General features: G+C 61.4%; 29 protein-coding genes. 14 read left to right on the top strand and 15 right to left on the bottom strand.

What is annotated here, in order from left to right; translation table 11 throughout:
- Positions 1–37 precede the first annotated feature (37 nt).
- The 4 genes from ACFOJE_RS20330 to ACFOJE_RS20315 form a co-directional block, all read right to left on the bottom strand.
- Entirely contained in the window at positions 38–1087 is a 1050-nt protein-coding gene (locus ACFOJE_RS20330) for a PriCT-2 domain-containing protein (RefSeq protein ID WP_377816794.1), read from the bottom strand.
- Positions 1084–1290, bottom strand: a complete 207-nt coding sequence (locus ACFOJE_RS20325; protein WP_377816792.1) for a TraR/DksA family transcriptional regulator — start codon at positions 1288–1290, stop codon at positions 1084–1086. The genes ACFOJE_RS20330 and ACFOJE_RS20325 overlap by 4 nt, the downstream gene beginning before the upstream one ends.
- Positions 1283–1780: a phage regulatory CII family protein gene (locus tag ACFOJE_RS20320; RefSeq protein WP_377816791.1), complete on the bottom strand. Its 498-nt coding sequence runs from the start codon at positions 1778–1780 to the stop codon at positions 1283–1285. The genes ACFOJE_RS20325 and ACFOJE_RS20320 overlap by 8 nt, the downstream gene beginning before the upstream one ends.
- Positions 1781–1915: 135 nt before the next feature.
- Positions 1916–2143, bottom strand: a complete 228-nt coding sequence (locus ACFOJE_RS20315; RefSeq protein WP_377816789.1) for a helix-turn-helix transcriptional regulator — start codon at positions 2141–2143, stop codon at positions 1916–1918.
- Between the two features lie 109 nt (positions 2144–2252).
- On the opposite strand from ACFOJE_RS20315, the gene ACFOJE_RS20310 reads away from it, so the two are divergent.
- From ACFOJE_RS20310 to ACFOJE_RS20275, 8 genes are all read left to right on the top strand, one after another.
- A complete protein-coding gene (locus ACFOJE_RS20310; protein WP_377816788.1) occupies positions 2253–2894 on the top strand; it encodes a LexA family transcriptional regulator in 642 nt (213 codons plus the stop codon).
- Positions 2895–3020: 126 nt separating this feature from the next.
- Positions 3021–4304: an AAA family ATPase gene (locus tag ACFOJE_RS20305; protein ID WP_377816787.1), complete on the top strand. Its 1284-nt coding sequence runs from the start codon at positions 3021–3023 to the stop codon at positions 4302–4304.
- Positions 4301–4810, top strand: a complete 510-nt coding sequence (locus tag ACFOJE_RS20300; protein WP_377816786.1) for a hypothetical protein — start codon at positions 4301–4303, stop codon at positions 4808–4810. The genes ACFOJE_RS20305 and ACFOJE_RS20300 overlap by 4 nt, the downstream gene beginning before the upstream one ends.
- A 309-nt stretch (positions 4811–5119) precedes the next feature.
- Positions 5120–5314, top strand: a complete 195-nt coding sequence (locus ACFOJE_RS20295; RefSeq protein WP_377816785.1) for a hypothetical protein — start codon at positions 5120–5122, stop codon at positions 5312–5314.
- Entirely contained in the window at positions 5311–5613 is a 303-nt protein-coding gene (locus ACFOJE_RS20290) for a hypothetical protein (protein ID WP_377816784.1), read from the top strand. Before ACFOJE_RS20295 ends, ACFOJE_RS20290 begins: the two co-directional genes overlap by 4 nt.
- A 49-nt stretch (positions 5614–5662) precedes the next feature.
- The gene (locus ACFOJE_RS20285) at positions 5663–5953 is read left to right on the top strand and encodes a pyocin activator PrtN family protein (protein WP_377816783.1); all 291 of its coding nucleotides are present in this window, start codon (positions 5663–5665) and stop codon (positions 5951–5953) included.
- 58 nt (positions 5954–6011) lie between these two features.
- Positions 6012–6518: a hypothetical protein gene (locus ACFOJE_RS20280; RefSeq protein WP_377816782.1), complete on the top strand. Its 507-nt coding sequence runs from the start codon at positions 6012–6014 to the stop codon at positions 6516–6518.
- Positions 6515–6784, top strand: a complete 270-nt coding sequence (locus ACFOJE_RS20275) for a pyocin activator PrtN family protein (RefSeq protein WP_377816781.1) — start codon at positions 6515–6517, stop codon at positions 6782–6784. Before ACFOJE_RS20280 ends, ACFOJE_RS20275 begins: the two co-directional genes overlap by 4 nt.
- Here ACFOJE_RS20275 and ACFOJE_RS20270 read toward each other — a convergent pair.
- Positions 6764–7918 carry a tyrosine-type recombinase/integrase gene (locus ACFOJE_RS20270; protein ID WP_377816780.1) on the bottom strand — a complete coding sequence of 385 codons (1155 nt, stop codon included), beginning with the start codon at positions 7916–7918 and terminating at the stop codon, positions 6764–6766. The two genes, ACFOJE_RS20275 and ACFOJE_RS20270, sit on opposite strands and share 21 nt — an antisense overlap.
- 134 nt (positions 7919–8052) lie before the next feature.
- Here ACFOJE_RS20270 and dusA point away from each other — a divergent pair, with 134 nt between their 5' ends.
- Together dusA and tal are read left to right on the top strand one after the other, a co-directional pair.
- Positions 8053–9057, top strand: a complete 1005-nt coding sequence (dusA, locus tag ACFOJE_RS20265) for a tRNA dihydrouridine(20/20a) synthase DusA (RefSeq protein ID WP_377816779.1) — start codon at positions 8053–8055, stop codon at positions 9055–9057.
- A gap of 146 nt (positions 9058–9203) precedes the next feature.
- Entirely contained in the window at positions 9204–10130 is a 927-nt protein-coding gene (gene tal, locus ACFOJE_RS20260) for a transaldolase (protein WP_377816778.1), read from the top strand.
- Between the two features lie 47 nt (positions 10131–10177).
- Here tal and rssC read toward each other — a convergent pair whose 3' ends face one another.
- From rssC to ACFOJE_RS20245, 3 genes are all read right to left on the bottom strand, one after another.
- The gene (gene rssC, locus ACFOJE_RS20255; RefSeq protein WP_377816777.1) at positions 10178–10660 is read right to left on the bottom strand and encodes an anti-sigma factor antagonist RssC; all 483 of its coding nucleotides are present in this window, start codon (positions 10658–10660) and stop codon (positions 10178–10180) included.
- Complete coding sequence (rssB, locus tag ACFOJE_RS20250) at positions 10657–11832, bottom strand: two-component system response regulator RssB (protein ID WP_377816776.1); 1176 nt, start codon at positions 11830–11832, stop codon at positions 10657–10659. Before rssB ends, rssC begins: the two co-directional genes overlap by 4 nt.
- Before the next feature lie 192 nt (positions 11833–12024).
- Positions 12025–12729 (bottom strand): MlaA family lipoprotein, encoded by a 705-nt coding sequence (locus ACFOJE_RS20245; RefSeq protein ID WP_377816775.1) that lies wholly within the window; start codon positions 12727–12729, stop codon positions 12025–12027.
- A gap of 648 nt (positions 12730–13377) precedes the next feature.
- On the opposite strand from ACFOJE_RS20245, the gene ACFOJE_RS20240 reads away from it, so the two are divergent.
- Together ACFOJE_RS20240 and ACFOJE_RS20235 are read left to right on the top strand one after the other, a co-directional pair.
- On the top strand, positions 13378–13641 hold the full coding sequence (locus tag ACFOJE_RS20240; protein ID WP_377816774.1) for a DUF4404 family protein: 264 nt from the start codon (positions 13378–13380) through the stop codon (positions 13639–13641).
- 183 nt (positions 13642–13824) lie between these two features.
- A complete protein-coding gene (locus ACFOJE_RS20235; protein ID WP_377816773.1) occupies positions 13825–15213 on the top strand; it encodes an adenylate/guanylate cyclase domain-containing protein in 1389 nt (462 codons plus the stop codon).
- Between the two features lie 60 nt (positions 15214–15273).
- Here the strand turns inward: ACFOJE_RS20235 and ACFOJE_RS20230 are convergent, their stop codons facing one another.
- The 4 genes from ACFOJE_RS20230 to recQ all read right to left on the bottom strand — a co-directional run bounded on the left by ACFOJE_RS20230 (position 15274) and on the right by recQ (position 19302).
- Positions 15274–16098: a UDP-2,3-diacylglucosamine diphosphatase gene (locus ACFOJE_RS20230; protein ID WP_377816772.1), complete on the bottom strand. Its 825-nt coding sequence runs from the start codon at positions 16096–16098 to the stop codon at positions 15274–15276.
- A 132-nt stretch (positions 16099–16230) separates the two neighbouring features.
- Positions 16231–16524 carry a SelT/SelW/SelH family protein gene (locus ACFOJE_RS20225; protein WP_377816770.1) on the bottom strand — a complete coding sequence of 98 codons (294 nt, stop codon included), beginning with the start codon at positions 16522–16524 and terminating at the stop codon, positions 16231–16233.
- A 30-nt stretch (positions 16525–16554) separates the two neighbouring features.
- A complete protein-coding gene (locus ACFOJE_RS20220) occupies positions 16555–17016 on the bottom strand; it encodes a MarR family transcriptional regulator (RefSeq protein WP_377816769.1) in 462 nt (153 codons plus the stop codon).
- A gap of 162 nt (positions 17017–17178) precedes the next feature.
- On the bottom strand, positions 17179–19302 hold the full coding sequence (gene recQ / locus ACFOJE_RS20215) for a DNA helicase RecQ (RefSeq protein WP_377816768.1): 2124 nt from the start codon (positions 19300–19302) through the stop codon (positions 17179–17181).
- A gap of 213 nt (positions 19303–19515) precedes the next feature.
- Here recQ and ACFOJE_RS20210 point away from each other — a divergent pair, with 213 nt between their 5' ends.
- Positions 19516–20100, top strand: a complete 585-nt coding sequence (locus tag ACFOJE_RS20210; RefSeq protein WP_377816767.1) for a UPF0149 family protein — start codon at positions 19516–19518, stop codon at positions 20098–20100.
- A 7-nt stretch (positions 20101–20107) separates the two neighbouring features.
- On the top strand, positions 20108–20509 hold the full coding sequence (locus tag ACFOJE_RS20205) for a YbaN family protein (protein ID WP_377816766.1): 402 nt from the start codon (positions 20108–20110) through the stop codon (positions 20507–20509).
- Positions 20510–20524: 15 nt separating this feature from the next.
- Here the strand turns inward: ACFOJE_RS20205 and ACFOJE_RS20200 are convergent, their stop codons facing one another.
- From ACFOJE_RS20200 to aceK, 3 genes are all read right to left on the bottom strand, one after another.
- Complete coding sequence (locus ACFOJE_RS20200; protein ID WP_377816765.1) at positions 20525–21124, bottom strand: tRNA-uridine aminocarboxypropyltransferase; 600 nt, start codon at positions 21122–21124, stop codon at positions 20525–20527.
- Positions 21125–21211: 87 nt separating this feature from the next.
- Positions 21212–21346, bottom strand: coding sequence for a PA1414 family protein (locus ACFOJE_RS20195; RefSeq protein WP_377816764.1), 135 nt, complete (start codon positions 21344–21346; stop codon positions 21212–21214).
- Between the two features lie 133 nt (positions 21347–21479).
- The gene (aceK, locus tag ACFOJE_RS20190; RefSeq protein ID WP_377816763.1) at positions 21480–23192 is read right to left on the bottom strand and encodes a bifunctional isocitrate dehydrogenase kinase/phosphatase; all 1713 of its coding nucleotides are present in this window, start codon (positions 23190–23192) and stop codon (positions 21480–21482) included.
- Positions 23193–23237 lie beyond the last annotated feature (45 nt).

Here is a 23237-nt window from a genome sequence, read left to right as displayed (position 1 = left end):
TGCAGGTCGTTCCAGTCCAGCTTCCTTACCTCGCCCATCACGCCGCGTCCTCCATTGCCTCGGCCGGCAGTGACGGAAAGGCCGCCACTGCGCCCAACGCCGCTGCGGCGGCTTCGGCCTTCGTGCGGCCGGGGTTGTCCGGCTGCGTCGGGTCGTCGTCGCCAGCGAACACCAGCGCCGCTTCCGGGTACAGCTCGCGCAGCGCGCGGCCGACCGCCAGCAGGTTGCCGGCGTCGAACGCCACCGCCACCGGCCAGCCGGTGGCTTCATGCACGCTCGCGGCCGTCGCGTAGCCTTCGGCCACCGCCAGCACCGCCGCGCCGGCCGGCTCGCCGATCAGGTGGAAGCAGCCCTGCTTGCGCCCGTACTTCGGGAACAGCTTGGTGCCCTGGCCGTTGATCGACTGCAACGCCCACAGCCGCCCCGCCGCATCGCGCAGCGGCACGGCCATGTAGCCCTTGCGAAATACCAACATCGACAGGTGCGCCGGGCGTGGCTTCGGCACCATGCCCAGCCAGCGCTGCGCGTCCTCGCCGATCCAGACCTGGCAGCGCTCGGCCTGATCGTCGATCTCCAGCACCACCAGCCGCGAGAAGTAGCCCACGCCGTGGCCGCTTACCTGCTTGCGCTGCAGATAGTCGCTCTCGCCCTCGGTTCCGCACTGCTCGGCCCAGATCCGACCGCACGCCTCGGCCACTGCCTCGCGCATCCGTGCCGAACGAGCCTCGTCCGCCTCGACCTCGGCCTGACGCGCCTTGCGCCGCGCCTCCAGCTGCTCGGCGAGTCTCCGCTTGTCCTCTCGGCTCTGCTCGCGCTTCTCGGGCAACCAGCCAGCGTCCTTCGCCAGCTTGATGACAGTCCCCATCCCGGTGCCGGCCTTGTTGAACGAGCGCCACACCGTTTTGGCATCGCACGGGCTGTAGCCCGTACCGGACTGGCTCCAATCGTCCCAGGCATCGAAGGCCGACTCGCCGAACTCGGCTTTCAACCCCATACCCACTTGAATCCACACTTCCCGGCTATCCGCCGGAATGAAGCGCAGCAGCAATGGCAGGTCGGCCAATTGCAGATCGATCTTGCCGCTCATCTACGCCGCTCCCTCAGCCCCTGGCAGTCCACGCAGGTCACGCAGCCCGGCAGCGCCGCGCGGCGTGGGGCCGGGATGGGGTCGCCGCAGTCTTCGCACTCCAGCGCGCCGGCGCCGGTGGGGCGCTGGGCGTGATGGCGGTCGAGGGCGATGGCGAGTTGCTGCTCGATCAGGCCGTCGGCGACGTCGCACAGATCAGCCATGCTCCACCTCCTGGGCGCGTTCCATCGCTTCGCGGGCGCCGGCCATGATGGCCAGCACCGCCTCGATCACCTCGTTGCCGTGGCGCTCCAGTTGCAGCACTTCGCGCTCTTCCCAACGGCCGTCGGCCAGCCCGATATGCAAGCTGCCGACGAAGCGGCCCTCACGGGTCAGCACGTCGGCGAGCGCCTGCAATGCATCTGCCGTGGCCGGCACCGGCTTCGGGCGGTAGAACACGCCGCCCTTGATGCGCGCGATGGTGCGCAGCGTCTCCGCCGCCTCCACCAGTTCGAGCCAGCGCTCGAAGTCGCGCACGCTCAGCAGGTGGTCCGGATAGCTGATGGAAAACTTCTTCTGGTAGCTGTTGTAGGAAAAGCCCAGCGTGGCGCAAACCGCGACCGGGCCGCCGCGCTCGCGGCGAGTGTCGTGATCCACGGCCTGTTCCAGGGTCAGAACAGGGCCGAGGCCACGGGTGGGGTCGATTCTCGACATTGGCGTTAATTCCTCGCCCACGCCATGGCGAGACAAAGGCGCAATCGCCTATCATCTGCCGCGACGTGGTGCTTGCTGTGCGACGTCATGCTGGCGGGGGTTACCGTGGTGGGTGCCCCGCCAGCGCCTTTTCCTCTACGCGGCTTGCGCGTCCTCTTCCCCTTCCGGTGGAAACACCTCATCCAGCGTGCATTCCGCGCCGAGTTCGTTGAGCACAGTGACCAGCCGACGCGCCTCGCTCAGCTTCGGCTGTCGGCGCCCCTTCTCGTAATGACCGATAGCGGCCTGCGTCAGGCTGAGCTTTTCGGCCAGTTGCTGTTGAGTGATTTGAGCCGCCGTGCGGATAGCCCTTAGCCCTTTCATGGTGTCCTCCGATGAGTCTCAGTCAGAACAATACATTTTGTGCTTACAAGGTGCAAGCAAATACAGCATGTAGATTGCCGATAGCAATACACGTTGTAGGCTCTAGCGTATGAAGACATGGTACGAACAAGCCAAAGCGCGGATGCGCGAACGGCAGATCAGTCAGGAACAGATGGCCGAGCGCATGGGAGTGACCCAGGGCGCGATCGGCCACTGGCTCAATGGCCGCCGCGAACCGAAGCTGGAGGTCATCAACCGCATGCTGGAGATGCTCGATCTACCGCCCCTGGTAGTGTCGGCGCCATCCACCGCAGCTGAAGAAAGCACCCTCGTCCACGAAGGAAAGCTGGAGCCCAAAGCCTTTCGGCGCGCGCCAATGAAGGGAATCGCCCAGTTAGGCCCAGATGGATATTGGGATGTACTCGAATACGCAGACGGCTGGATCGACATTCCCTCCTGCGACCCAGACGCCTACTCCCTGCGCGTGCGCGGCGAGTCCATGTCGCCGGCCATCCGAGATGGCTGGGCCGTCTGGTGCGAGCCGAACCGAGAGCCGGTACCCGGCGAATATGTCATGGTCCGCCGCACCGATGGCCAACAGATGGTCAAGGAACTGCTCTACGCCAACAACGAGTGCGTGAGCCTTATGTCGGTCAACGCAAACTATGGGCGGCTGACTATTCCGCGTAGCGAGATTGAGCATATGCATGCGGTTGGGGGAATCGTACCGCCCAGCAAGATCAGGTATTAACTTCGGGAGAGTCACCAAGGCGTGTCCATATAAATGCTTGCCAAATTACCTCTATCTCGCCTAATGGACGGAATTTTGACGGTATGATTTCTCATATTAATCCAATAGCCTTTGCACGGAGCCCTCATGATCACTGAGCTACTGCTCGAGAATTGGAAGAGCTACGAGAAAGCTACCCTTTATATTGATCCGCTCTCGGTATTAGTCGGTACCAATGCCAGTGGCAAATCAAATGCTTTGGATGCCCTGCTACTGCTAAATCGCACTGCGTCTGGAACCATGCTGACCTCTGCCCTGCAAGGCGATGGAGTACAGGTTCCCCTCCGTGGCGGTATCGAATGGGCAGCTAGGCGACCAGGCTCAACCTTCGCTTTGGGCATTACATGCCGAGCCGACGACCTCACAGACTACGAGTACCGACTGGAAGGCAGCATCCGGGAAAACCGCTGTGACCTGCACGCAGAACAACTAATACGGGTCAAATATCGACTGGGCAAGGACGGCATTAGAAAATCACAAGCCGGCAACATTAAACTATTCAGAACTGATGCTTGTAGTGATGACTCACCGACAATCGTAGCCCGCCTATACAACGAGAAACAGGGCTCTCCACGCCAGATTAGCCGTACACATTCAGTTTTATTCCAACTAGTCGGACAGAAGTTGAGACAAGAAATACAGGACGGTGTCAGCCTGGTTATTTCAGCTCTGCGCGATATATTTATTCTCGACCCAATTCCATCGCATATGCGAGCTTACTCCCCCCTATCAGAGCGGCTTGATCCGGACGCACGAAATATAGCAGGCGTACTAGCCGCACTACCTAAGGAAAAGCAGCAAGAGATCGAAGCAGTCCTGACCAGCTATGCTAGAAAACTGCCAGAGCGCGACATCCGAAGAGTCTATGCAGAAACAGTCGGGAAGTTTAATTCTGATGCAATGCTCTACTGTGAAGAGTATTGGAAGGATGATGGCGATACACCGACAGTTGATGCCCGAGGCATGTCCGATGGGACTTTACGGTTCCTTGCCATACTGACAGCACTTCTGACGCGCCCCAAATATAGCTTGCTTGTGATTGAGGAAGTAGACAATGGACTTCATCCATCTAGAGCCCGCTTACTTCTTGACATGCTCAAGACAATAGGAAATCAGCGCAGCGTCGATATTTTAGTCACAACCCACAACCCAGCTTTGTTGGATGCAATGGGGAACGAGATGGTGCCATTCATCACAGTTGCCAATCGCGATCCATCTACCGGATATAGCGTGCTTACTTTGCTAGAAGATATCGATCAACTACCAAAATTACTAGCACAGGGCCCCATCGGTCGCCTTTCCAGCCAAGGGCTCATTGAACAAAGCATTACCAGCGCGCAGATTGAAAAAGCAGAAGGAGGCGCAGAGTGACTAAGCGCATCCTAATAATGGATACCTCCGTTCTGTGCTGCTGGCTTAAAGTTCCAGGAAAAGAAGAGGCAGGCCCAGAGAGCGACCGCTGGAACCACGCACGAATCTGCAAACTACTTGAACATGAGCTAAAACAGCACAGCACGTTAGTATTACCGTTAGCCACACTGATTGAAACTGGCAACCACATAGCCCAGGCACCCAACAATCGTTTTGAGTGCGCCAAAGCTTTAGCCTGCAACCTCCGTGAAGCAGCAGACGCAAAATCACCATGGGTCGCGTTTACCGAACAAACAGAGCTATGGGAACCCAAACACCTCCACACTCTTGCTGACGCATGGCCTGCGCTTGCCGCACAAAAATTAACTATTGGTGACGCCACCATTAAGGACGTAGCCGAGTACTACGCTAGGGCAGGATATGCCGTCGAAATTCTCACTGGAGATAGAGGCCTAAAAGCGCACGAACCTGCACAACCTTTAAGCATCCCTCGACGTCGCAGCTAAAAAGCCCCCTCAAAGGCTATACTGTTCAAATCACACTATCATCCTCATTAATTGAATAATTTGGCTGATCTATGCTTTGTAGGATAGCCCTTCAAGCTGCCTGTGCCTTGTCCCACTGGTGGGAGTAGAGCCCCTTGTCACTACCCACATCATAGATCGGCCGCTTCAAGCACAGGCCCACCCTTAATCACTTGGAGACCTTGATCGATCAACATGGCTCACCACAACCATAATAATACATTAAGTATTGACTGCCAAAAATACAATATGTAATTTATCCGTACTCACCACAGTACGGAGCCTTCCGCAATGCCCACCCCACACAGCAAGCCCCTCCCCCGCTGCCCGGTCTACCTGCACCCGACTGCCGCCTCCAACCCCACCGTCATCGCCCGCATCCAGCGCCGCACCGGCCTTCGCGTGATCGTCGGCGATAGCAATAAGGCCGCCAGCCTGCGCCCTTCCTCCATCGACTTTGGCCCGTTCGAAGGGGATGCCGCATGAAACCGAACATCGACTTTCTGATCATGCTGACCCTCGATACCGTTCTGCAGATCAACGCCCAAGGCCGCTGGCACGGACACTTCTCCATCAGCGGCCATATCGGCAAGGCAAACCTCTACTTCCGCCCTGCCGGCTTCGACTACTCGGGGCCAGTCGAGAACTGGCCAGAGGTGGAGCGCCGGGATGCCCAGTTCGTTCCCGACCGGACCTACACGGAAGACGAGGCACTGGCCGAGGCACGCGAAATGCTCGCCTTCGCCCGCCTCCACCTGCTGGATGACGAACAGGAGGCCGCATGAGCACGCTGCCGATTGATCTCACCGGCGCCGCGCTGCATAGGAGGCAGGCGTGACGACAGACAGTCCGGCACTCCCACAGGAGGGGCGCGGGGAGTCCAGCACGCTGGAGCTGCTGCGCCGGCGCTATGGCTGCAACTACATCACCGTAGAGCAGCTGTTGCGCGACCACCTCCCGCACATCAGCACCGAGCGGCACCTGCGGGCAGCGATCCGCGCCGGACACATCGACCTGCCACTGTCGCGCTTGCACGACAGCGCACGGGCGCCGCGTATCGTTTACCTCCGCCATCTGGCCGAGTTTCTCGACCGGGCGGAACAGGCCGCCACGGACGTGGCATGACCCCACCCGCGCCGGTCCACCACAGCCGCCGGCGCGGCTCGAAAGGAGCACAGCAACCATGGAATTGACGACCCAACAGATCGTCGCTCTGGCCATCCTCATCGCCCTGCCGCTGCTCGCGGCGGTGGCGGTTTACTGGCCCGCCCGCAACGAAGGCTTTCGCCGCGGCCATGCCATCGGCTACCGCGAGGGCTTCGACGCGGCAGAAGCGCGCCTGCATGCGGAGCTGGACGAGTCGGCGGAGCGTTGCAGCGGCGCCGAACGCCTGCTGGCCGCCACCCGCAGCGAGCTGCAGCGCGTACAGAAGGAGCGCGACCAGACCCGCCACAACGCGACCGAGGCGCTGGAGGAGCTGACGCTGCGCCTGGACGATGCGCAGGCGCTGAACACAACCCACGCCGGCCTGCTGCGCCAGTCGGCGGCCAACCACCGGCTGGCCGCGGCGAGCTGGCGGAGCCTCGGCGTCACGCTGAAAGAGAAGGACGCCCGCACGCTGGCCGAGCGTCTGACCACCCTTGCCGACCGGCTGCGGCCGCAGGGCATTACGGATAAGGAGGCGGCATGAACACGAAATTTCTGTTGTTGGCGCAGTACCACGGCCAACTGTTCATCTCGCTGGAGCAGATCTGCGCGGACTACTTCACGCACCTGTGCCCGGCGATGCTCGAGCGCAAGGTGCTGGAGGGCAAGATCAGGCTGCCGATCACGCGCATCGAGCCGAGCAACAAGGCGCCGCGGGGCGTGCACATCGACGATCTGGCGAACTACATCGATGCCCAGCGGGCCGCTGCCGTGAAGGAGTGCGAGCAGTTAAACCGCCGGCGCGCCTGACGGCCGCTTCTTTCTCTCCACCCAGGCGCCGTAGGTCACTGGCATGGCCAGGACCTTCGGCAGCCACTCCCAGCCGGCGTACTTGTCGCCGTTCCCATGCAGGTGCGTGTAGCGACGCATCGCGTTCCAATCCCGATGGCCGGAGACGCTGGCGGCCTTGGGAATGTCCCAGCCCATCTCGAACAGCCGGCTGACGCCTTCGTGGCGCAGGTCGTGAAAGTGCAGGTCTGCGACCCGGCAGGCTTCGCAGGCGCGGGCCCAGGCGCCCTGTATGGCGTCCACGGTGTAGGGGAAGATCTCGTCGAAGGCGCGCGGCATGCTGCGGACGATAGCCATGGCTTCGTCGGGCAGGTGGCACCAGACGTCGTTGCCCCATTTGTCGCCGGGGTTCTTCATGTCGCGCACCATCACGCGCTGGCGGTCTTCGTCGAGGTCTTCCCAGCGGATGCGGACGATCTCTTCCTGCCGGCGGCTGGAGAACAGGGCGAAAAGCACGACCCTGGGCATCGCCATCGAGGTCGGGCGGTAGGCCAGCACCGAGCAGAAGTGTTGCAGCAGACGGTCCAGCTCCTCGAGCGCGGGGCGGCGGTCACGCTCCACGCTGCGCATCTTGTGGCCCAGGCGCTTGAGCACGCGCCGGGCGTCGGCCATGGCGTTGCCGTCCACCTCGTAGCCCCAGGCCGGTCTGGCGATCGACAGCACCGCGCCGAGGTGCGCGAGGTCGTTGCCGACGGTCTGCGCCTGGACGCCGCCGCCCTCCTCGCCCATGCGCCACTGGGCGAAGTCGACGAGCGCCTGGCTGGTGATCTCGCGGTCGGTCAGCTCGCCCAGGTGGCAGGCCGCCATGCGCCGCAGGGAGGCTTCCTTGGTTTTGCCCAGAGGACGGGTCGCGTCGTGCTCGTCGAGGTAGCGCTCGATGATCTGCCGGAGCGTGACGCTGGCGCGAGCTTCACGCTCGATGGCGCCCGGCTCGGCCAGTTCGCTTTCCCGCCGCTTGGCCCAGGCCTCGGCGACCTTCCTGCGGGCGAAGGTCTGGCTCTCCTGATAAACTTGCACGCCATCCCTTTTGATTCGTATCTGCGCGGTGTAACTGACCGAGCCGTCAGCCCTTTTGCGCGATCTGATCGTGGCCATGGTGGTACGCCCTCCTGGCAGGTGGTACAAGCGGGAAGTCGAGTGGTACATTGTACCACCGAGCCTGAAAAAACACCCCGAAACCACCAAAAAGCGCCCAAAAAGACACCCGCATGACACACGCTGGAGACCCCATGAAACAAGGCGCAACCCCAGTAACCACGCGGCCTGAGCCGTCCCGCCGCTTCTGCGTTGCGCCGATGATGGATTGGACGGACCGACACTGCCGATTCTTCTTGCGCCAGCTATCGAAGCACACCCTGCTCTATACGGAGATGATCACCACTGGCGCCTTGCTTCATGGCGATGCCCAGCGCTTCCTTCGTCACGACGAGACCGAGCACCCGCTAGCCCTGCAGCTGGGCGGCAGCAACCCGGGTGAACTGGCGGCCTGCGCACGACTGGTCGAGAGTGCGGGTTACGACGAGGTCAACCTGAACGTGGGCTGCCCCAGCGACCGGGTACAGAACAACATGATAGGCGCCTGTCTGATGGGCCATCCGACCTTGGTGGCCGATTGCGTGAAAGCCATGCGAGATGCGGTGTCCATTCCGGTGACCGTCAAACACCGTATCGGCATCGATGGACGCGACTCCTATGCCGAGCTCTGTGATTTCGTCGGGCAGGTCAGCGAAGCCGGCTGCCGGAGCCTTATCGTGCATGCACGCATCGCCATTCTGACGGGGCTCTCTCCAAAGGAGAACCGCGAGATCCCGCCCCTGCGCTACGACGTCGCACAACAGCTGAAGCGCGACTTCCCCGATCTGGAAATCATACTCAACGGCGGAATCAAGACTCTCTCGGAATGCCGCGAACACCTGTTGGCCTTCGACGGTGTGATGCTCGGGCGCGAGGCCTATCACAACCCCTACCTGCTTGCCCGAGTCGATCAGGAGCTGTTCGGCAGCCCAATTCCGGTGACCAGCCGATATGACGCACTGGAGCGGCTGCGCCCCTACATCGAGCACCATCTGGCCGAAGGCGGCGCTCTGCACCATATCACCCGCCATGTACTGGGCTTGAGCCAAGGCTTTCCGGGGGCCAGGCGCTTCCGACAGCTGTTGTCGGTGGACATACATAAGGCCGCGAACCCGCTAGCGCTGTTTGATCAAGCGCTGGATCTACTCGAAGGACGCTGATCGCTGCCGACAGAGGATGGAACCACTTCAGGGCATCGGACATCAAAGTCTCGCTTTGTCTGCCAATGCAGATACCTGCCATACCCCCGTTGAGCGCTACCCTTCCCTCAGGTAAGGTCAGGAAATCGCAAAAAGGACACCGTCCCATGACATCCAAGCTGGAGCAACTCAAGCAATTCACCACTGTGGTCGCCGACACTGGCGACCTGGATGCCATCGCCCGCCTCAAACCGGTCGACGCCACCACCAATCCGTCGCTACTGCTCAAGGCAGCCGCTCTCCCCCGCTATGCTGGACTGCTGGATCGAGCCGTCACGGGCTGCGCGAGCGACCTGGGATTGGCCTGCGATCGCTTCGCCGTCGCGGTCGGCCAGGAGATTCTCCAGGTGATTCCCGGGCGAATCTCGACAGAGGTGGATGCACGCCTGTCGTTCGATACCCAGGCAACCATTCAGCGCGCCGAACGCCTGATCGATCTCTACGCCAAGGCAGGCATCGGTCCGGAACGCGTACTGATCAAGATAGCCGCCACCTGGGAAGGCATTCGAGCTGCCGAACAGCTGGAGAAAAGCGGAGTCCGCACCAACCTAACCCTGCTGTTCTCCTTCGCACAGGCTGCTGCCTGCGCCGATGCCGGAGCCTTCCTGATCTCCCCCTTCGTCGGGCGTATCTACGACTGGCACAAGAAGGCGGAGGGTCGAGACTTCAACGGAGCCGAAGATCCCGGTGTGCAGTCGGTGACACGGATATACAACTACTACAAAGCCAACGGCTACGATACGGTAGTGATGGGTGCGAGCTTCCGCAACATCGGCCAGATCGAGCAATTGGCCGGCTGTGACCGCCTGACCATCAGCCCCGAGCTGTTGCAACAACTCTCTGAAGACCAGGGCTCCCTAGAGCGAAAACTGGCACCAGGCGGAGCCGGAGAAGCATGTCAGCAACTGGACGAGAAAGCGTTCCGCTGGTCGCTCAACGAAGACGCCATGGCTACCGAGAAACTGGCCGAAGGCATCCGTCTATTCGCCCGGGACCAGATCAAGCTGGAATCGTTACTGGCAGGAAAGGTTTGAAACGAAGCGGGTGCCCTACACGGCGCCCCGCTGGGAGTGATAGCCAATCATTGGCGCTCAAGGGCGCTGACCAAGTCGTGAAAGGCATCTCGATTGGACTCGTTCAGCCCCATGAGAATCCGGTGGGCTTCCAGCACTTTCTCTTTCACAACCTCCTCAGATTGATCCTGGGAGGGAAGCTCGGACAAGGACTCAGGGCAGGGAATCGGTCGATCAACGATATTGAATACTTGGTCGAAGCCCATAGACTGCAATAGCCGCGTGATATCCGGATGGGTCGTTACTACTGTGGGTAGCAGTCCGACTTTCTGCCTCGATAGAATCGAAAGCTTGGCCAAGAGCCCCAGAGTCGTGCTGTCGATACTCTGAGTCTCAGTCAGATCAATGATGATGGCCGAAAAATTCAGGGCAGCGAAAATACGCTCAATGGTGGCATCCAAGGCCGAACAAAGTGTCAGCCGGATTTCCCCGACAAATTTCAGCACGAACGTTCCGCACTGCTCAGCGAACTGGATTTTACCGGTGTTCATCCAAGATTCCTGCTTAATACGAGCAAGGCGATATCGTCCGGCATCTCGCCCAACTCGGCCAACCCCAATACCTGGCGCAACCCATCCAGACTGCCCCTTGCAGATTTCACCACCTGGGGAAGCGCTGCCTCTTTCTCTTTGAGTGTGCCACCTGGCAAAAGGTCCAAAATACCGTCGGACATCAGCGTCAGACTGAAGGACTCCGGCAACGGTAATTCGTAGTTCTCGTACGTGGCTTCCTTGAACAAACCGACAGGCAAGCCCCTGCCCTCGAGGTAGGAGGCCTCCCCATCCCTGTAGAGAATCGGCAGAGGCAAATGCCCCCCGATGCAATAGGTCAAGCGCCCCGCCTCCTCATCGATGACTCCACCGAGCATGGTGACATGCTTGCCGAGCTTGCAGTTGATAAGACCGCGATTGATGTGGGCGAGCACATCAGAGGGCTTGAATGAAGACACGCGGCGATACTCGTAGAGCAGGCGTGTAGTCATGAACTTGAGCAGTACCGTGACAAACGCCGAAGAGGCCCCATGCCCCGAGACATCGGCCAAGTAAAAGCCCACACGCCGCTCGTCGACACGGAAGTAATCGACGAAATCCCCCGAGAGATACAGCGATGGAATGATCTTGTGCGCGAAGCAAAAACCATCCACCTCCCAAGGCGTCTCCGGCAGCATGTTCATCTGAACCTGCCGCCCGGCGTTCTGGTCTTCCTGCAACAGATTGAGGCTGGCCTGAAGCTCACGATTAGCGGCCTCGAGCTTCTCGCGATAACGTCGATTCTCGAAGCGCAACCGTGATCGATCCAGAGCTCGACGAACCGAGTGCTCCAGCACGGCCAGATCTTCCAGAGGCTTGATGAGATAATCAGCGGCCCCGAGACGCAGCGCCTCGACGGCATCGCTCATGACGCCCGCACCGGAGACCACGATAACCGGGGTCTCGGCCCGCTGCTCTCCCATTCTGCGGATCAGCTCCAAGCCATCGATCTGGGGCATCCGCAGATCGCAGATCACCAGATCGGGCTCATCCTGCTCGAAAATTTCGAGCCCCTGCAACGCAGTACCCGCCTGCAAGACCCGGAAGCCGCTATCTTCCAGGTAAGCTGCGAGGCTGGCGCGAACAACCTCGTCGTCATCGATGATCAGCAGCGTGGCACTGGGATTGTGCATGTGATATCCGGGCAGACGGCGCCAAGGATTGAACTGGCGGATACGCCCGGCCAGAAGCCAAAGCGCAGATACTGGGTTCGCTCAACGGCGCAGACGGTACTCCCATCGGCACCATGATTCAACCCCGCACCAGCGGCAGCGGATCGCATGCCCACTGCCTATGCCTGCTGGTTATAAAAGCTGGTGGATTGCTTAGAAGTCGTCGACCACTTCACCGTCTTTGACACGGAATTCGCGGTTCTGCAGGTAAGCATTACGCACGAAGATGTATTTATCGCCCGTGATGATCTTTTCAGCCGACAGGAGACTGGCGCGGGTATCGATGACCTGGGCGACGAAGAAACCGTAATTCACAGCCGAGTTGTTTATATAGAAGTAGGGCTGAGTGAACATGTCCCCAACCATCCCGCCAGCATCGCGAATGGTGCTTGGGCCGAAGAACGGAAGAACCATGTAGGGACCGCTCTTGACCCCCCAGGCTCCCAAGGTCTGGCCAAAGTCCTCGTCGTTGCGTTCCAGCCCCATCTTGGTAGCCACGTCGACGAAGCCGAGAACACCAGCAGTGGTATTGATCAAGAGCCGACTCGTATCTACACCGGCATCCTTCATCTTGCCCTGCAGCAGGTCGTTGGCCAGGTTGGTGAGCTCACCGACGTTACGGAAGAAGTTGTGCACGCCATCTTCAACGAACTGCGGCGCAATCCACTGGTAACCTTTCGCTACGGGCTTTATCGCATAAGCATCGAGCGTATCGTTGAAACGGAAAACTTTCCGGTTGACCCCTTCCCAGGGATCCTCCTCGACGGCAGCCGAAGCCACCACGGGCAACAAAGCCATGCTGGCACAAGCCAGGATGCGCCCCACTCGTCCAGTCCAGTCGGCAGCGCTCACATGCATTGCAGTACCTCCTCGCAAAATAACAACAGCCGCGGCTCCCGATCAGGGCATGCCGGAGGGCAATTTTATATAGCCAGCTAAGTATTCTATGCAGACACGAATAAATAAGGGAGCCCTAAATCCTGGCAATCCTACCTATTGCTGGCTGTTTTTTCAGGAACACCCTCACCATCCCCCGGCTTCAGCCTCCATTTCCGGCCTGGACAGTGCCCCTCTTGGGCACTACCGCCGTCACATATATGTCACATTGCCACATCAATAATTCGCACTCTCATGCCCGGAATCACCTCATGCCATCGCTCGACACCTCGCCGCCGCATTTGACGGCATTGTTCTTCAGCCGTCCGGCTGCTTGGCTGATCTCAAAGCCGGTCTGTAGACGGTAGGCCTGCCAGCTTGCCCCCTTACTTGCGGCAAGAGCATTGAGATCAGGCAGCCCCTCCAACCATCGGCCCCGAGACTGGATGAGCTGGCATCAAGAAAGAGGAAGAGTGAGGCCTTGTGCTATCTGATGGCGAATTGACTCGGATCAAGCAGAAGCGCTTTCTCTGAATTATTCTTTTTCATGGATAGGAATGATTAGCCATATTTTCCAAAGTAGGAACGTAGGTTGCATCCTAAGCCCCCAATTCAACAGGAGAACCTCCTATGCCTGAAAATCTCCAGCAGCACTTGCAACAACTGCGGGATCAGCTGGCGCAGAATCCGTCGATGAGCGATGAAGAACGGGCCCAGTTGAGTGCACTGGCTCAGGATCTTGAGCTGCAATTGGCTCGAGAGGCCGGGGGCGTCCCGGATGAGAGCTTGGTGGACGGGGTGAACTTGGCCGTGGAGCGTTTCGAGGTCGAGCATCCGACCTTGGCAGCAACATTGCGGAATATTCTTCAAAGTCTAGTCAGCATGGGAATTTAGTGGCCGACTTGAAGCTGAACCATGGGACTGCACCGATGCGGTCCGAGCGCGTATCCATCGGAAGGAGTCACGATTGTTGCCAATGCGCGTGTGGCTATCTTCCCGCCGATTGCCTGGATCCGATCATCCATACCCCGAGGCGTCCTTTGTAGAGTCGCCAGACACAGCGGGATACCCCTCTCAATGAAAGACATCATCTGCAGCAATATTGACGAGGCGCCAGGCTCATCCCTGCGCGAGTACTACTCGCGCATGCTGGCCTATATCGCTGGTGCTGCTAGCGTGGCAGCGGGCACCTACGCTCAGTATTTCAGCTACGACATTCTCTGGCTGGTCCCTTACGCCCTGCTCTATCCCCATCTGGCCCACCACCTCAGCCAAGGATTCCGCCGGGAGCATCCGACCCAGGCCACGCAGGTGCTGCTTTTCATCGATGCCTTGCATACGGGGATCGGCGCAGCCTTTCTGGGGTTCTCGATAGTACCCAGCCTGATGTTCCTGCTGACCTTGTGTTTCAGCGCACTGATGAGCGGAGGTCTACGGCACCTGACCGTAGCCCTGATGGTAACGGTCAGCAGCGGGCTCCTGGCCAATGGCCTGATTGGAAAGCCTTTCCAGGGCACCACTCCCAACCTAGTCGCCTTGGTGAGCATCGCCTTTACCATGCTTTATGTCTGCATCACGGCTGGATTCGTCCATCAGCAAGGATTGCGCCTCATTCAAGTTCGCGGCGAGATCAAACGAGAACAGGAGAAGGCCGCGCGACTGGCGAGCAGCCTTGCCAAGTATCTGTCGCCGCAGGTCTGGGAATCGATCTTCACCGGTAGGAAAAGCGTGCGCCTGGAAACTCAGCGCAAGAAGCTCACCGTGTTCTTCTCGGACATCAAGGGATTCACCGAGCTCTCCGAGGAATTGGAAGCCGAAGAGCTCACCGACCTGCTCAACAACTATCTGAATGAAATGTCGAAAATTGCCCTGAAATACGGTGGCACTATCGACAAATTCGTTGGCGACTGCATCATGGTCTTCTTTGGCGACCCAGCCAGCCAAGGAGCAAAGAAGGATGCGCTGGCTGCGGTATCCATGGCCATCGCCATGCGTAAGCACATGAAGGTCCTGCGCCAGCAATGGCGTGCACAGGGTATCACCAAGCCGCTGGAGATCCGCATGGGGATTAATACCGGCTACTGCACAGTGGGTAACTTCGGTGCGGATACCCGGATGGACTACACCATCATCGGTCGCGAAGTTAACCTCGCCAGCCGCCTGGAAAGCGCTTCGGAAGCCGGGGAAATCCTCGTTTCCCATGAAACCTACTCGCTGGTCAAGGACGTGATCATGTGCCGCGACAAGGGCCAGATTTCCGTCAAGGGCTTCAGCCGGCCAGTGCAGATCTACCAGATCGTCGACTTCCGCCGGGACCTAGGGGCGGTGTCCAGCTTCATCGAACACGAGCTACCCGGCTTCTCCATGTATCTCGATACTAACGGCATCGAAAACTTCGACAAGGAGCGGGTCATCCTGGCCCTTCGCCAGGCCGCGGAGAAACTCCGTGACAAGGTGATCGTCTGACGCCAGCGTACGTCGGGCGGATGCCCTACAGCAGCCAGGCATCGCTGACGATGCGGAGCCTTATGCGACGGGCTCGGCGACGTCTGCTCGCTTGGACCTCCTATGCCCGCGCAGTGACTGTTCCTCAGCCAGGCGGTAGAGCTGGATGTGGCCGTCCCAGTGCTCGATCAGAGCGGTACAGGATTCGACCCAATCGCCGCAGTTGTGGTACTCCACCGCCCCCACCCGGCGGATTTCCGCATGGTGGATGTGACCGCAGACCACCCCGCTCAGCCCGCGCTTGACGCACTCGTGCGCAATGGCCTCCTCGAAGTCGCTGATGAAGCTGACCGCGGTCTTGACCTTGTGCTTGAGGTAAGCGGACAACGACCAGTAGCCATAACCCCAGCGCTCGCGCCAATGGTTGAGCCAGCGATTCAGGGTCAGGGTCAGGCCATAGGCCGAATCGCCCAGGAAGGCCAGCCACTTGTGATAGCGGGTGATCACGTCGAACTGATCGCCGTGAATAACCAGCAACCGCCGGCCGTCGGCGGTCACATGCTCGGCCTCGTCAACCAGCTGGATATTTCCCAGCACCAGTTTGGAGTAGCGCCGCAGGAACTCGTCGTGGTTGCCGGTCACGTAGATCACCTCGGTCCCGCGCTTGCTCATGGTCAGCAGGCGCCGGATGACATTGGAGTGGGTCTGGGGCCAATAGATGCCACCGCGCAACCTCCAGCCATCGATGATATCGCCGACGAGGTAGAGGGTCTCCGGCTTGTAGCGTTTGAGAAAACTCGCCAGATGCTGGGCCTTGCAATCGCGCGTACCCAAGTGGACATCGGAGATCCACAGGGTACGAACGGACTGCTTGGTCGGTTTGACATCATGCAGGGGGCGACTCATGAGCGTCTCCGACGGTGTTTAACCGATCTTCTTCGCCCGGAATGAAGGCCCTGTGACCGCCGGAAGTCGATTCCGTGACACCCCGCCTCTCGCCGTCTGTCCCTCTTCGGGGGAATGATGAGCCCCAGACTCTCAGCCCTGCCTGGGGCGGTCGTTGTGACCGAGATCGCGTCCCGGATCGATGCAATCGCGGACCCGCTGCTTGAGCGTCTTGGCCTCGGGAAAACCGCCATCGGCCTTGCGCTCCCAGATCTGCCGGCCGTCGCAGGTTATGCGGAATACGCCCCCGCTGCCCGGCTCCAGACTCACCCTACCGAGATCCTCGGCAAAGGTGCTGAGCAGTTCCTGCGCCAGCCAGGCGGCGCGAAGCAGCCACTGGCACTGGGTGCAGTAGGTGATGACGATTTCTGGCTTCGAACTGAGCATGACGGAGCACTCGCTAGAGAAAGACGCCGACTATGATAGCGGCGCTCGCTTCCTCGGCTTGGGTCTTTCCAGATTGGCCAGGATCTGTTTGTGGACCTGCTGGCAACGGCGCAGCTCCTCCGGGTCGATGCCGGAGAAAAGCTCCTCGCGCAACTCCGTGGAAATCCGCTCGATCCGCTCGATGAGCGGCAGCGCCGGAGCATTCAGGATGACCCGTTTGGCTCGCCGATCCTCGGGAACGGCCTGGCGACTGACCAGCCCCTGGGCCTCCAGACCATCCAGCAGACGAGCCAGGGTCGGCCCCTCGATACCCACGCTCCGGGCCAGCTCGCGCTGGGTCGGGATCTCCTGGAAACGGGCCAGATGCAGGAGAACCAGCCAACGAGCCTGCGACAGCCCCAGGTCGGACAGGCGGCGATCCAGCTCGGCGCGCCAGGAACGAGACAGGAGAGCAAGCTGCATCGCAAATCGATGCTGATCTAACTGGGACATTTCGAGCTCGTAACTCTATTTGGACTAATTATTAGTGAGCTAACCGTAACTATAAGCGAGAAAGAGCTCCATGACTTAGCCCCCGGGCCGACGGCCACGGACAACCTATCCTGTAGACAGCGGCCCGATGCCGGAGTGGCAGCCAGGCGGTTGGATTCGCCACTACAGCTCGAACTCGGCCTGCAGTGCAGCCCGCACGCAGTGCAGGACACCGTCTGCCACGCGTCCATGGAACTGCCCTGCCACGGCGGCCACCGGCGGCAGCTCGCCTTCGCCGTCGAGGAAGGCGTCATGGATCTCACCGAGCAGCTCTTCCGGCAAATCCAGCGCCTGCTCCAGACTGATCTGCTGACGACCGATGGCCTCGGCCAACAAGCTATACAGGTTCTTTTCCGAGCAATTCAATTGCCGAGCGATCTGTGCCGGAGTCATCCCGGCGCAGGCCAGGCTGATCAGTTCGTGACGCAGATCGCCGACCGCCTTGGGCGCCTCGCCCGACGCGTTGAGCACTTCGAGAAAGGCCTCGCCGTAGCGTTCCAGCTTGCGCGCGCCGACGCCACTGACCCCTGCCATATCGGCCAGGGTCCGCGGCTTGCTGCGCAGCATCTCCAATAGGGTGGCATCCGGGAAGATCACGTACGGCGGCACCGAGTGCTCCTCGGCTAGCTTGCGGCGCAGGGCTCGCAGTGCCTCCCACTGCTCGCGCTCCTCGCCCCGCACCAGTTGGCTCGCGGCGCTGGCGGTCGGCTTCGGCACCTGCGGCTTGAGATCGCGGCGCAGCTCCAAGGACACCTCGCCGCGCAGCAGCGGCCTGCAGCCCGGGTTCAGACGCAGCCCACCGAAGCCGTCCAGATCCACATCCGCCAGGCCACGGGCGACCAGCTGACGGAACAGGGTGCGCCACTCCCCTTCGCTATGCGCCTTGCCGACGCCGAACACCGACAGGTGCTGATGGCCCAGGCCGCGCACCTTGTCGTTGTCGCGACCGAGGAGGATGTCCACCAGATGGCCGACGCCGTAGCGCTGGCCGCTGCGGTAGATCGTCGACAGGGCCTGGCGCGCCGGCTCGGTGGCATCCCAGGTCTGCACGCCGTCGACGCAGTTGTCGCAGTGGCCGCAGGGTTGGGCCATCTCCTCGTCGAAATAGGCCAGCAGCGCCTGGCGGCGACAGCGGGTTTCCTCGCAGAGGGCGAGCATGGCGTCGAGCTTGTGCTGTTCGACCCGCTTGTGCCGCTCGTCGCCTTCGGAATTGCTGAGCATCTGCTTGAGGAAGATCACGTCCTGCAAGCCGTAGGCCATCCAGGCATCTGCCGGCAGACCGTCGCGGCCGGCCCGACCGGTCTCCTGGTAATAGGCTTCCAGCGACTTGGGCAGATCGAGATGGGCGACGAAACGCACGTTCGGCTTGTCAATGCCCATGCCGAAGGCGATGGTCGCCACCATGATCAGCCCCTCTTCGTTGAGGAAACGCTTCTGGTGATAGGCCCGCAACTCGTTGGACAACCCGGCGTGGTACGGCAGGGCCGGAAAGCCCTGCTCGCTGAGGAAGGCGGCCAGTTCTTCCACCTTCTTGCGCGACATGCAGTAGACGATTCCGGCGTCGCCCCGACGCTCGGCGAGAAAGCCCAGCAATTGCTTGCGCGGCTGATCCTTGGCGACGATCCGATAGAAGATGTTCGGCCGGTCGAAGCTGGAGAGGAAGCGCTCGGCGTTTTCCAGGTGCAGGCGTTGGACGATCTCCTCGCGGGTGCGCTTGTCCGCCGTGGCGGTCAGGGCGATGCGCGGAACCTTGGGGAAGAGTTCGGCGAGCTGGCCGAGCTGCAGATACTCCGGGCGGAAATCGTGTCCCCACTGGGATACGCAGTGGGCCTCGTCGATGGCGAACAAGGCGATGTCCAGGTGCTGCAGGAAGGCCAGCATGCGTGGCTGGACCAGTCGCTCCGGCGCCAGATAGAGCAGCTTGATCCGCCCCTGACGGATGCGCTCGGCGATCTCCCGCTGCTCGTCCGGACTCAGGGTGGAATTCAGCGCCACTGCCGCCACGCCCAGTTCGTCGAGGGTGGCGACCTGATCCTCCATCAGCGCGATCAGCGGCGAAACCACCACCGCCAGCCCCTCGCGCAGCAGCGCCGGCACCTGGTAGCAGAGCGATTTGCCGCCGCCGGTGGGCATCAGCACCAGGGCATCGCCGCCCCCGGCTACGCGCTCGATGATCGCCGCCTGATTGCCGCGGAAGGCGTCGTAACCGAAGACGTCTTTGAGGATGCGCTGAGCCTGTTCGAGCATGGGTACCCCACGTGTGCGGCAGCGTCCGCTCGGGACCTGGCTGACCGAGAAAGCCGGGCATTATACGTGAGATGGGAGTGCATCCGGTCGGCGGACACGGTTCTCGGCCAGCGCTTGCGGGCCGTCCGCCATGAAAAAAACCGCGGCCCGGCGCCCCGCCTGGTGATATCCGGGCTAAAATCGAGCCTCAATAACCTACAGGGTAGCTGCACCATGTCCTTCGCCGAGCAATTGTCCCGCCTGCAAGCCTTTCTCGATGCCGACGATCTGCATGACGAGGCACTCGACTACGTGGCTGCCCACGGCTACCTGACCGCCCTGTCGATCTGCCCGGAACAGGTGCCCGAGCGCGAGTGGATCGACGCCCTGTTCGCCGAACCGCCGCATTACCGCAGCGACGCCGAGCGCGAAGAGATCGAAGGCACCCTGATTCAGCTCAAGGCGCACATCGCCCGTCAGTTGGCCAGCGACGATGATCCCGAACTGCCCTGCGAACTCGACCTGGGCGACGATCCGGACGACTCCGACCTGCGCGGCTGGTGCATCGGCTTCATGGAAGGCGTGTTCCTGCGCGAGGACATCTGGTTCGAGAATGCCGAGGATGAGGTCAGCGAGCTGCTGCTGCCGATCATGGTCGGCTCCGGCCTGTTCGACGAACAGCCGGAGTTTTCCGATATCGCCCGCGATCAGGACCTCATGAACGAAATGATTGAGCAGATTCCAGAGCTGCTCACCGCCCTCTTCCTTCTGTTCAACGCCCCGGAAGAGAAGCCCGCGCTGCTCAAGCCGCGCCACTGAGGACTGCATGTCCCGGGAGATCCGCGAGCATCCGAATCGCCTGGTGCGCTATCTGTTGCTGGGCATCGGCCTGCTCAGTCTGATACTGGGTGTAGTCGGCATCTTCGTCCCGCTGCTGCCGACCACACCCTTCCTGCTGCTGTCTGCCGCCTGCTTCATGCGCAGCTCGCGGCGCTTCCACACCTGGCTGGTCACCCATCCGCACCTGGGCCCCTGGATTCGCGACTACCTCGATGGCGAAGGCATCCCGCTGAAAGGCAAGGTCTACGCCATCGGCCTGATGTGGACGAGCATCCTGCTGTCCTGCTACTTCGTACCGGTACTGCCGGCACGGATCTTCCTCCTCACCAGCGCTGCGCTGGTGACCCTCTACATCCTCAAGCAGAAGACCCGGCCGAGCGCCGGCTGAATCGAGGCGTCGTCGCTACCGCTTCGTCTCAAGGTGGTTGCGCCGGTAAACCTCCTCTCCCATCGCCGCGATCTGCCCTTCGATCAGCGCCTCGAAGGGCGCCAGCAACTGATCGAAACGCCCCGGCCCCTCGAGCAGATTGAGAGCCCCGACGATCGCCTCCAGAGTCGACAGCGCCCCGGCCATCGGAGCCCTGCGCAAGCGGTAGCGGGATTGCAGCCCGGGCGGCAGGGTGACCCGCGGCAGGGCCGCGAGGAATGGATTGCAGTGCAGGATCTTGCTCGCCTTGCGCCAGGTGCCGTCCGGCACGATCAGGCGCAGCGGCCGCTCCGGGGCCTGGCTGCCCACCAGCGTCGCCTGCTCGCCGGGGAACAGCAGGCAGTCATGCCAGGCTCCGTCAGCCATCTCCGCTTCCAGTTCGGGAAACCTCTCACCCACCCTCAGCTCGCCGTTGGTCAGGCCGAGCGCAGCCAGCCGCGCGGTGTTCAGCGCATGGGACACCTCGCTGGGATGCTGCAGGATCAGCACCCGGGTGCGACTGGGCAGATGCGGGATCAGCGGACAGAGGCAATGACTAAGGGGACGGGCGCAGCGGGTACAGTAGGGACGTGACATGGACTCTCCTTACCGGGAGAGTCTGCCACAGCACGAACGAAGCCGGAATTGGCAGGAGCGCCCGGCGCGGGGCGCGCCCTGCCGGAATCAGCGCCGGCGGGCACGCTCCTCGGCCAGACGACGGCGCTCCTCACTGGGGATCGGAATGGGCTGCAGCCGCTCCGATGGAGACGGCGCGAACAGGGCGGCAAGGTGCGCGAGCAAGCGGTGGAACGGGTTCATGGCCAACCTCCCTATGCGTCGGTCGTCGGGCGGCCGTCCCGGCAGGTCAGCGACGCCCATGGATTTCAGGATAGCCCCTTCGCGGCCGCCGATATACCCCCGATCCGATTTTCGCCGCAGACGACAGCGTACTCTACGCCGGCCGCCGGTAGGGGAAGACGTCGATCACCTTGCCGGTCCGGATCGCCGCCTGCAGTCCCTGCCAGTACTCGGCCCGGTAGAGGTCGCCGTGCAACTCCTGGAACAGCCTGCGCTGGGCCGGATCGACGAACAGGAAATGGGGGAACTCCTCGGGAAAGACATCGTTCGGCGCCACCGAATACCAGGGTTCCGAGGCCATCTCGTCCTCCGGGTAGCGCGGCGGCGGTATGCGCCGGAAGTTGATCTCGGTGAGATAGCTGATCTCGTCGTAGTCGTAGAAGACCACCCGGCCGTGGCGGGTGACGCCGAAGTTCTTCAGCAGCATGTCGCCGGGGAAGATGTTGGCCGCCGCCAGCTGCTTGATCGCCAGGCCGTAGTCCTCCAGCACGTCGCGCACCTGGGCCTTGCTGGCATGCTCGAGATAGAGGTTCAGCGGGGTCATGCGCCGCTCGGTCCAGCAGTGGCGGACCAGCACCGTGTCGCCCTCCAGCTCGACGGTCGAAGGCGCGTCCTCCAACAGCTCGGCCAGACACTCGGGGGCGAACTTCTCCCGGGGAAAGCGGAAATCGGCGAACTCCTGGGTATCGGCCATGCGCCCGACCCGGTCGACGCTCTTCACCATCCGGTACTTGGCGATCACCGTGTTGCGGTCGACGTTCTTCGAGGGCGAGAAGCGGTCCTTGATGATCTTGAACACCGTATTGAAACCCGGCAGGGTGAACACGCTCATGACCATGCCGCGCACCCCGGGGGCCATGACGAAACGGTCGTCGCTGCTGGCCAGGTGGTTGATCAGGGCCCGGTAGAACTCCGACTTGCCCTGCTTGTAGAAGCCGATCGAGGTATACAGCTCGGCGATGTGCTTGCCCGGCAGGATATGCCTGAGAAAGCTGATCAGCTCGGCCGGAATCGCCACGTCGACCATGAAATAGGAACGGGTGAAGGAGAAGATGATCGACACTTCCGCCTCGTCGGTGATCAGCGCATCGGCGCGGATGCCCTGGCCCTCCGGATGCACCAGGGCGATCGCCAGCGGCCACTGCTCGTCGCGGGTGAACAGGCGGCCGACCAGATAGGCGCCCTTGTTGCGGTAGAGCACCGGGCAGAACAGCTCGACGGTCAGCTCCGGGTCCTTGCAGACCCAGTCGGGAAGATGGCTGCGCAGCTGGCTCTCCAGGCACGCCACGTCGTCCGGCAGATCCTCGTAGGGCACGCCGAAGCGGTAGTCCTCGAGGATCCGCTCGAGCATGCCCCGCAGATCGGACTCCGGCACATAGCTGCAGGTCTGCGCGGCATGGGCATGGCGGCGCAGGGAGGGCCGCGTGGTGTGCACGAACATGCAGCCGTCGCTGATGCAATCGTGGCTGAACAGGCTGCAGAAGATCGAGTTGAACCAGGTTTCCGCCAGCTCGTCGTCGTAGCGCAGATCGATGAGCCCGATGTAGGCGCTCTTCACCAGCGGCCAGAGCTGGACGTCGCGCAGGATCTCGGCGGGGAACGCCTGGCACAAGCGCTCCCGGGTCTCTGCGACCTTGTCCTCGTAGAGATTGATCCGCTCGGCCGAGGCCTGCTGGATCGCCTGCCACTGCGCTTGCTCGAAGCGCGCCCGGGCGCCGAGGGTGATCTGCCGGAAGCGCTCGCGGTAATCATCGAAGCCAGCGAGGATCTGCCGGGCGATCTCGGCGGTCGGCCATTGCTGCGTCATGCGGGCGACCTCTACGTGGGGAAGGTGGGAAATGGTTCAGCAGCC

The organism is Azotobacter bryophylli (assembly GCF_042643485.1).
GTDB lineage: Bacteria > Pseudomonadota > Gammaproteobacteria > Pseudomonadales > Pseudomonadaceae > Azotobacter > Azotobacter bryophylli.
The sequence above is the reverse complement of the archived record's forward strand: the minus strand, read 5'-3'. Positions and strand labels throughout refer to the sequence as shown.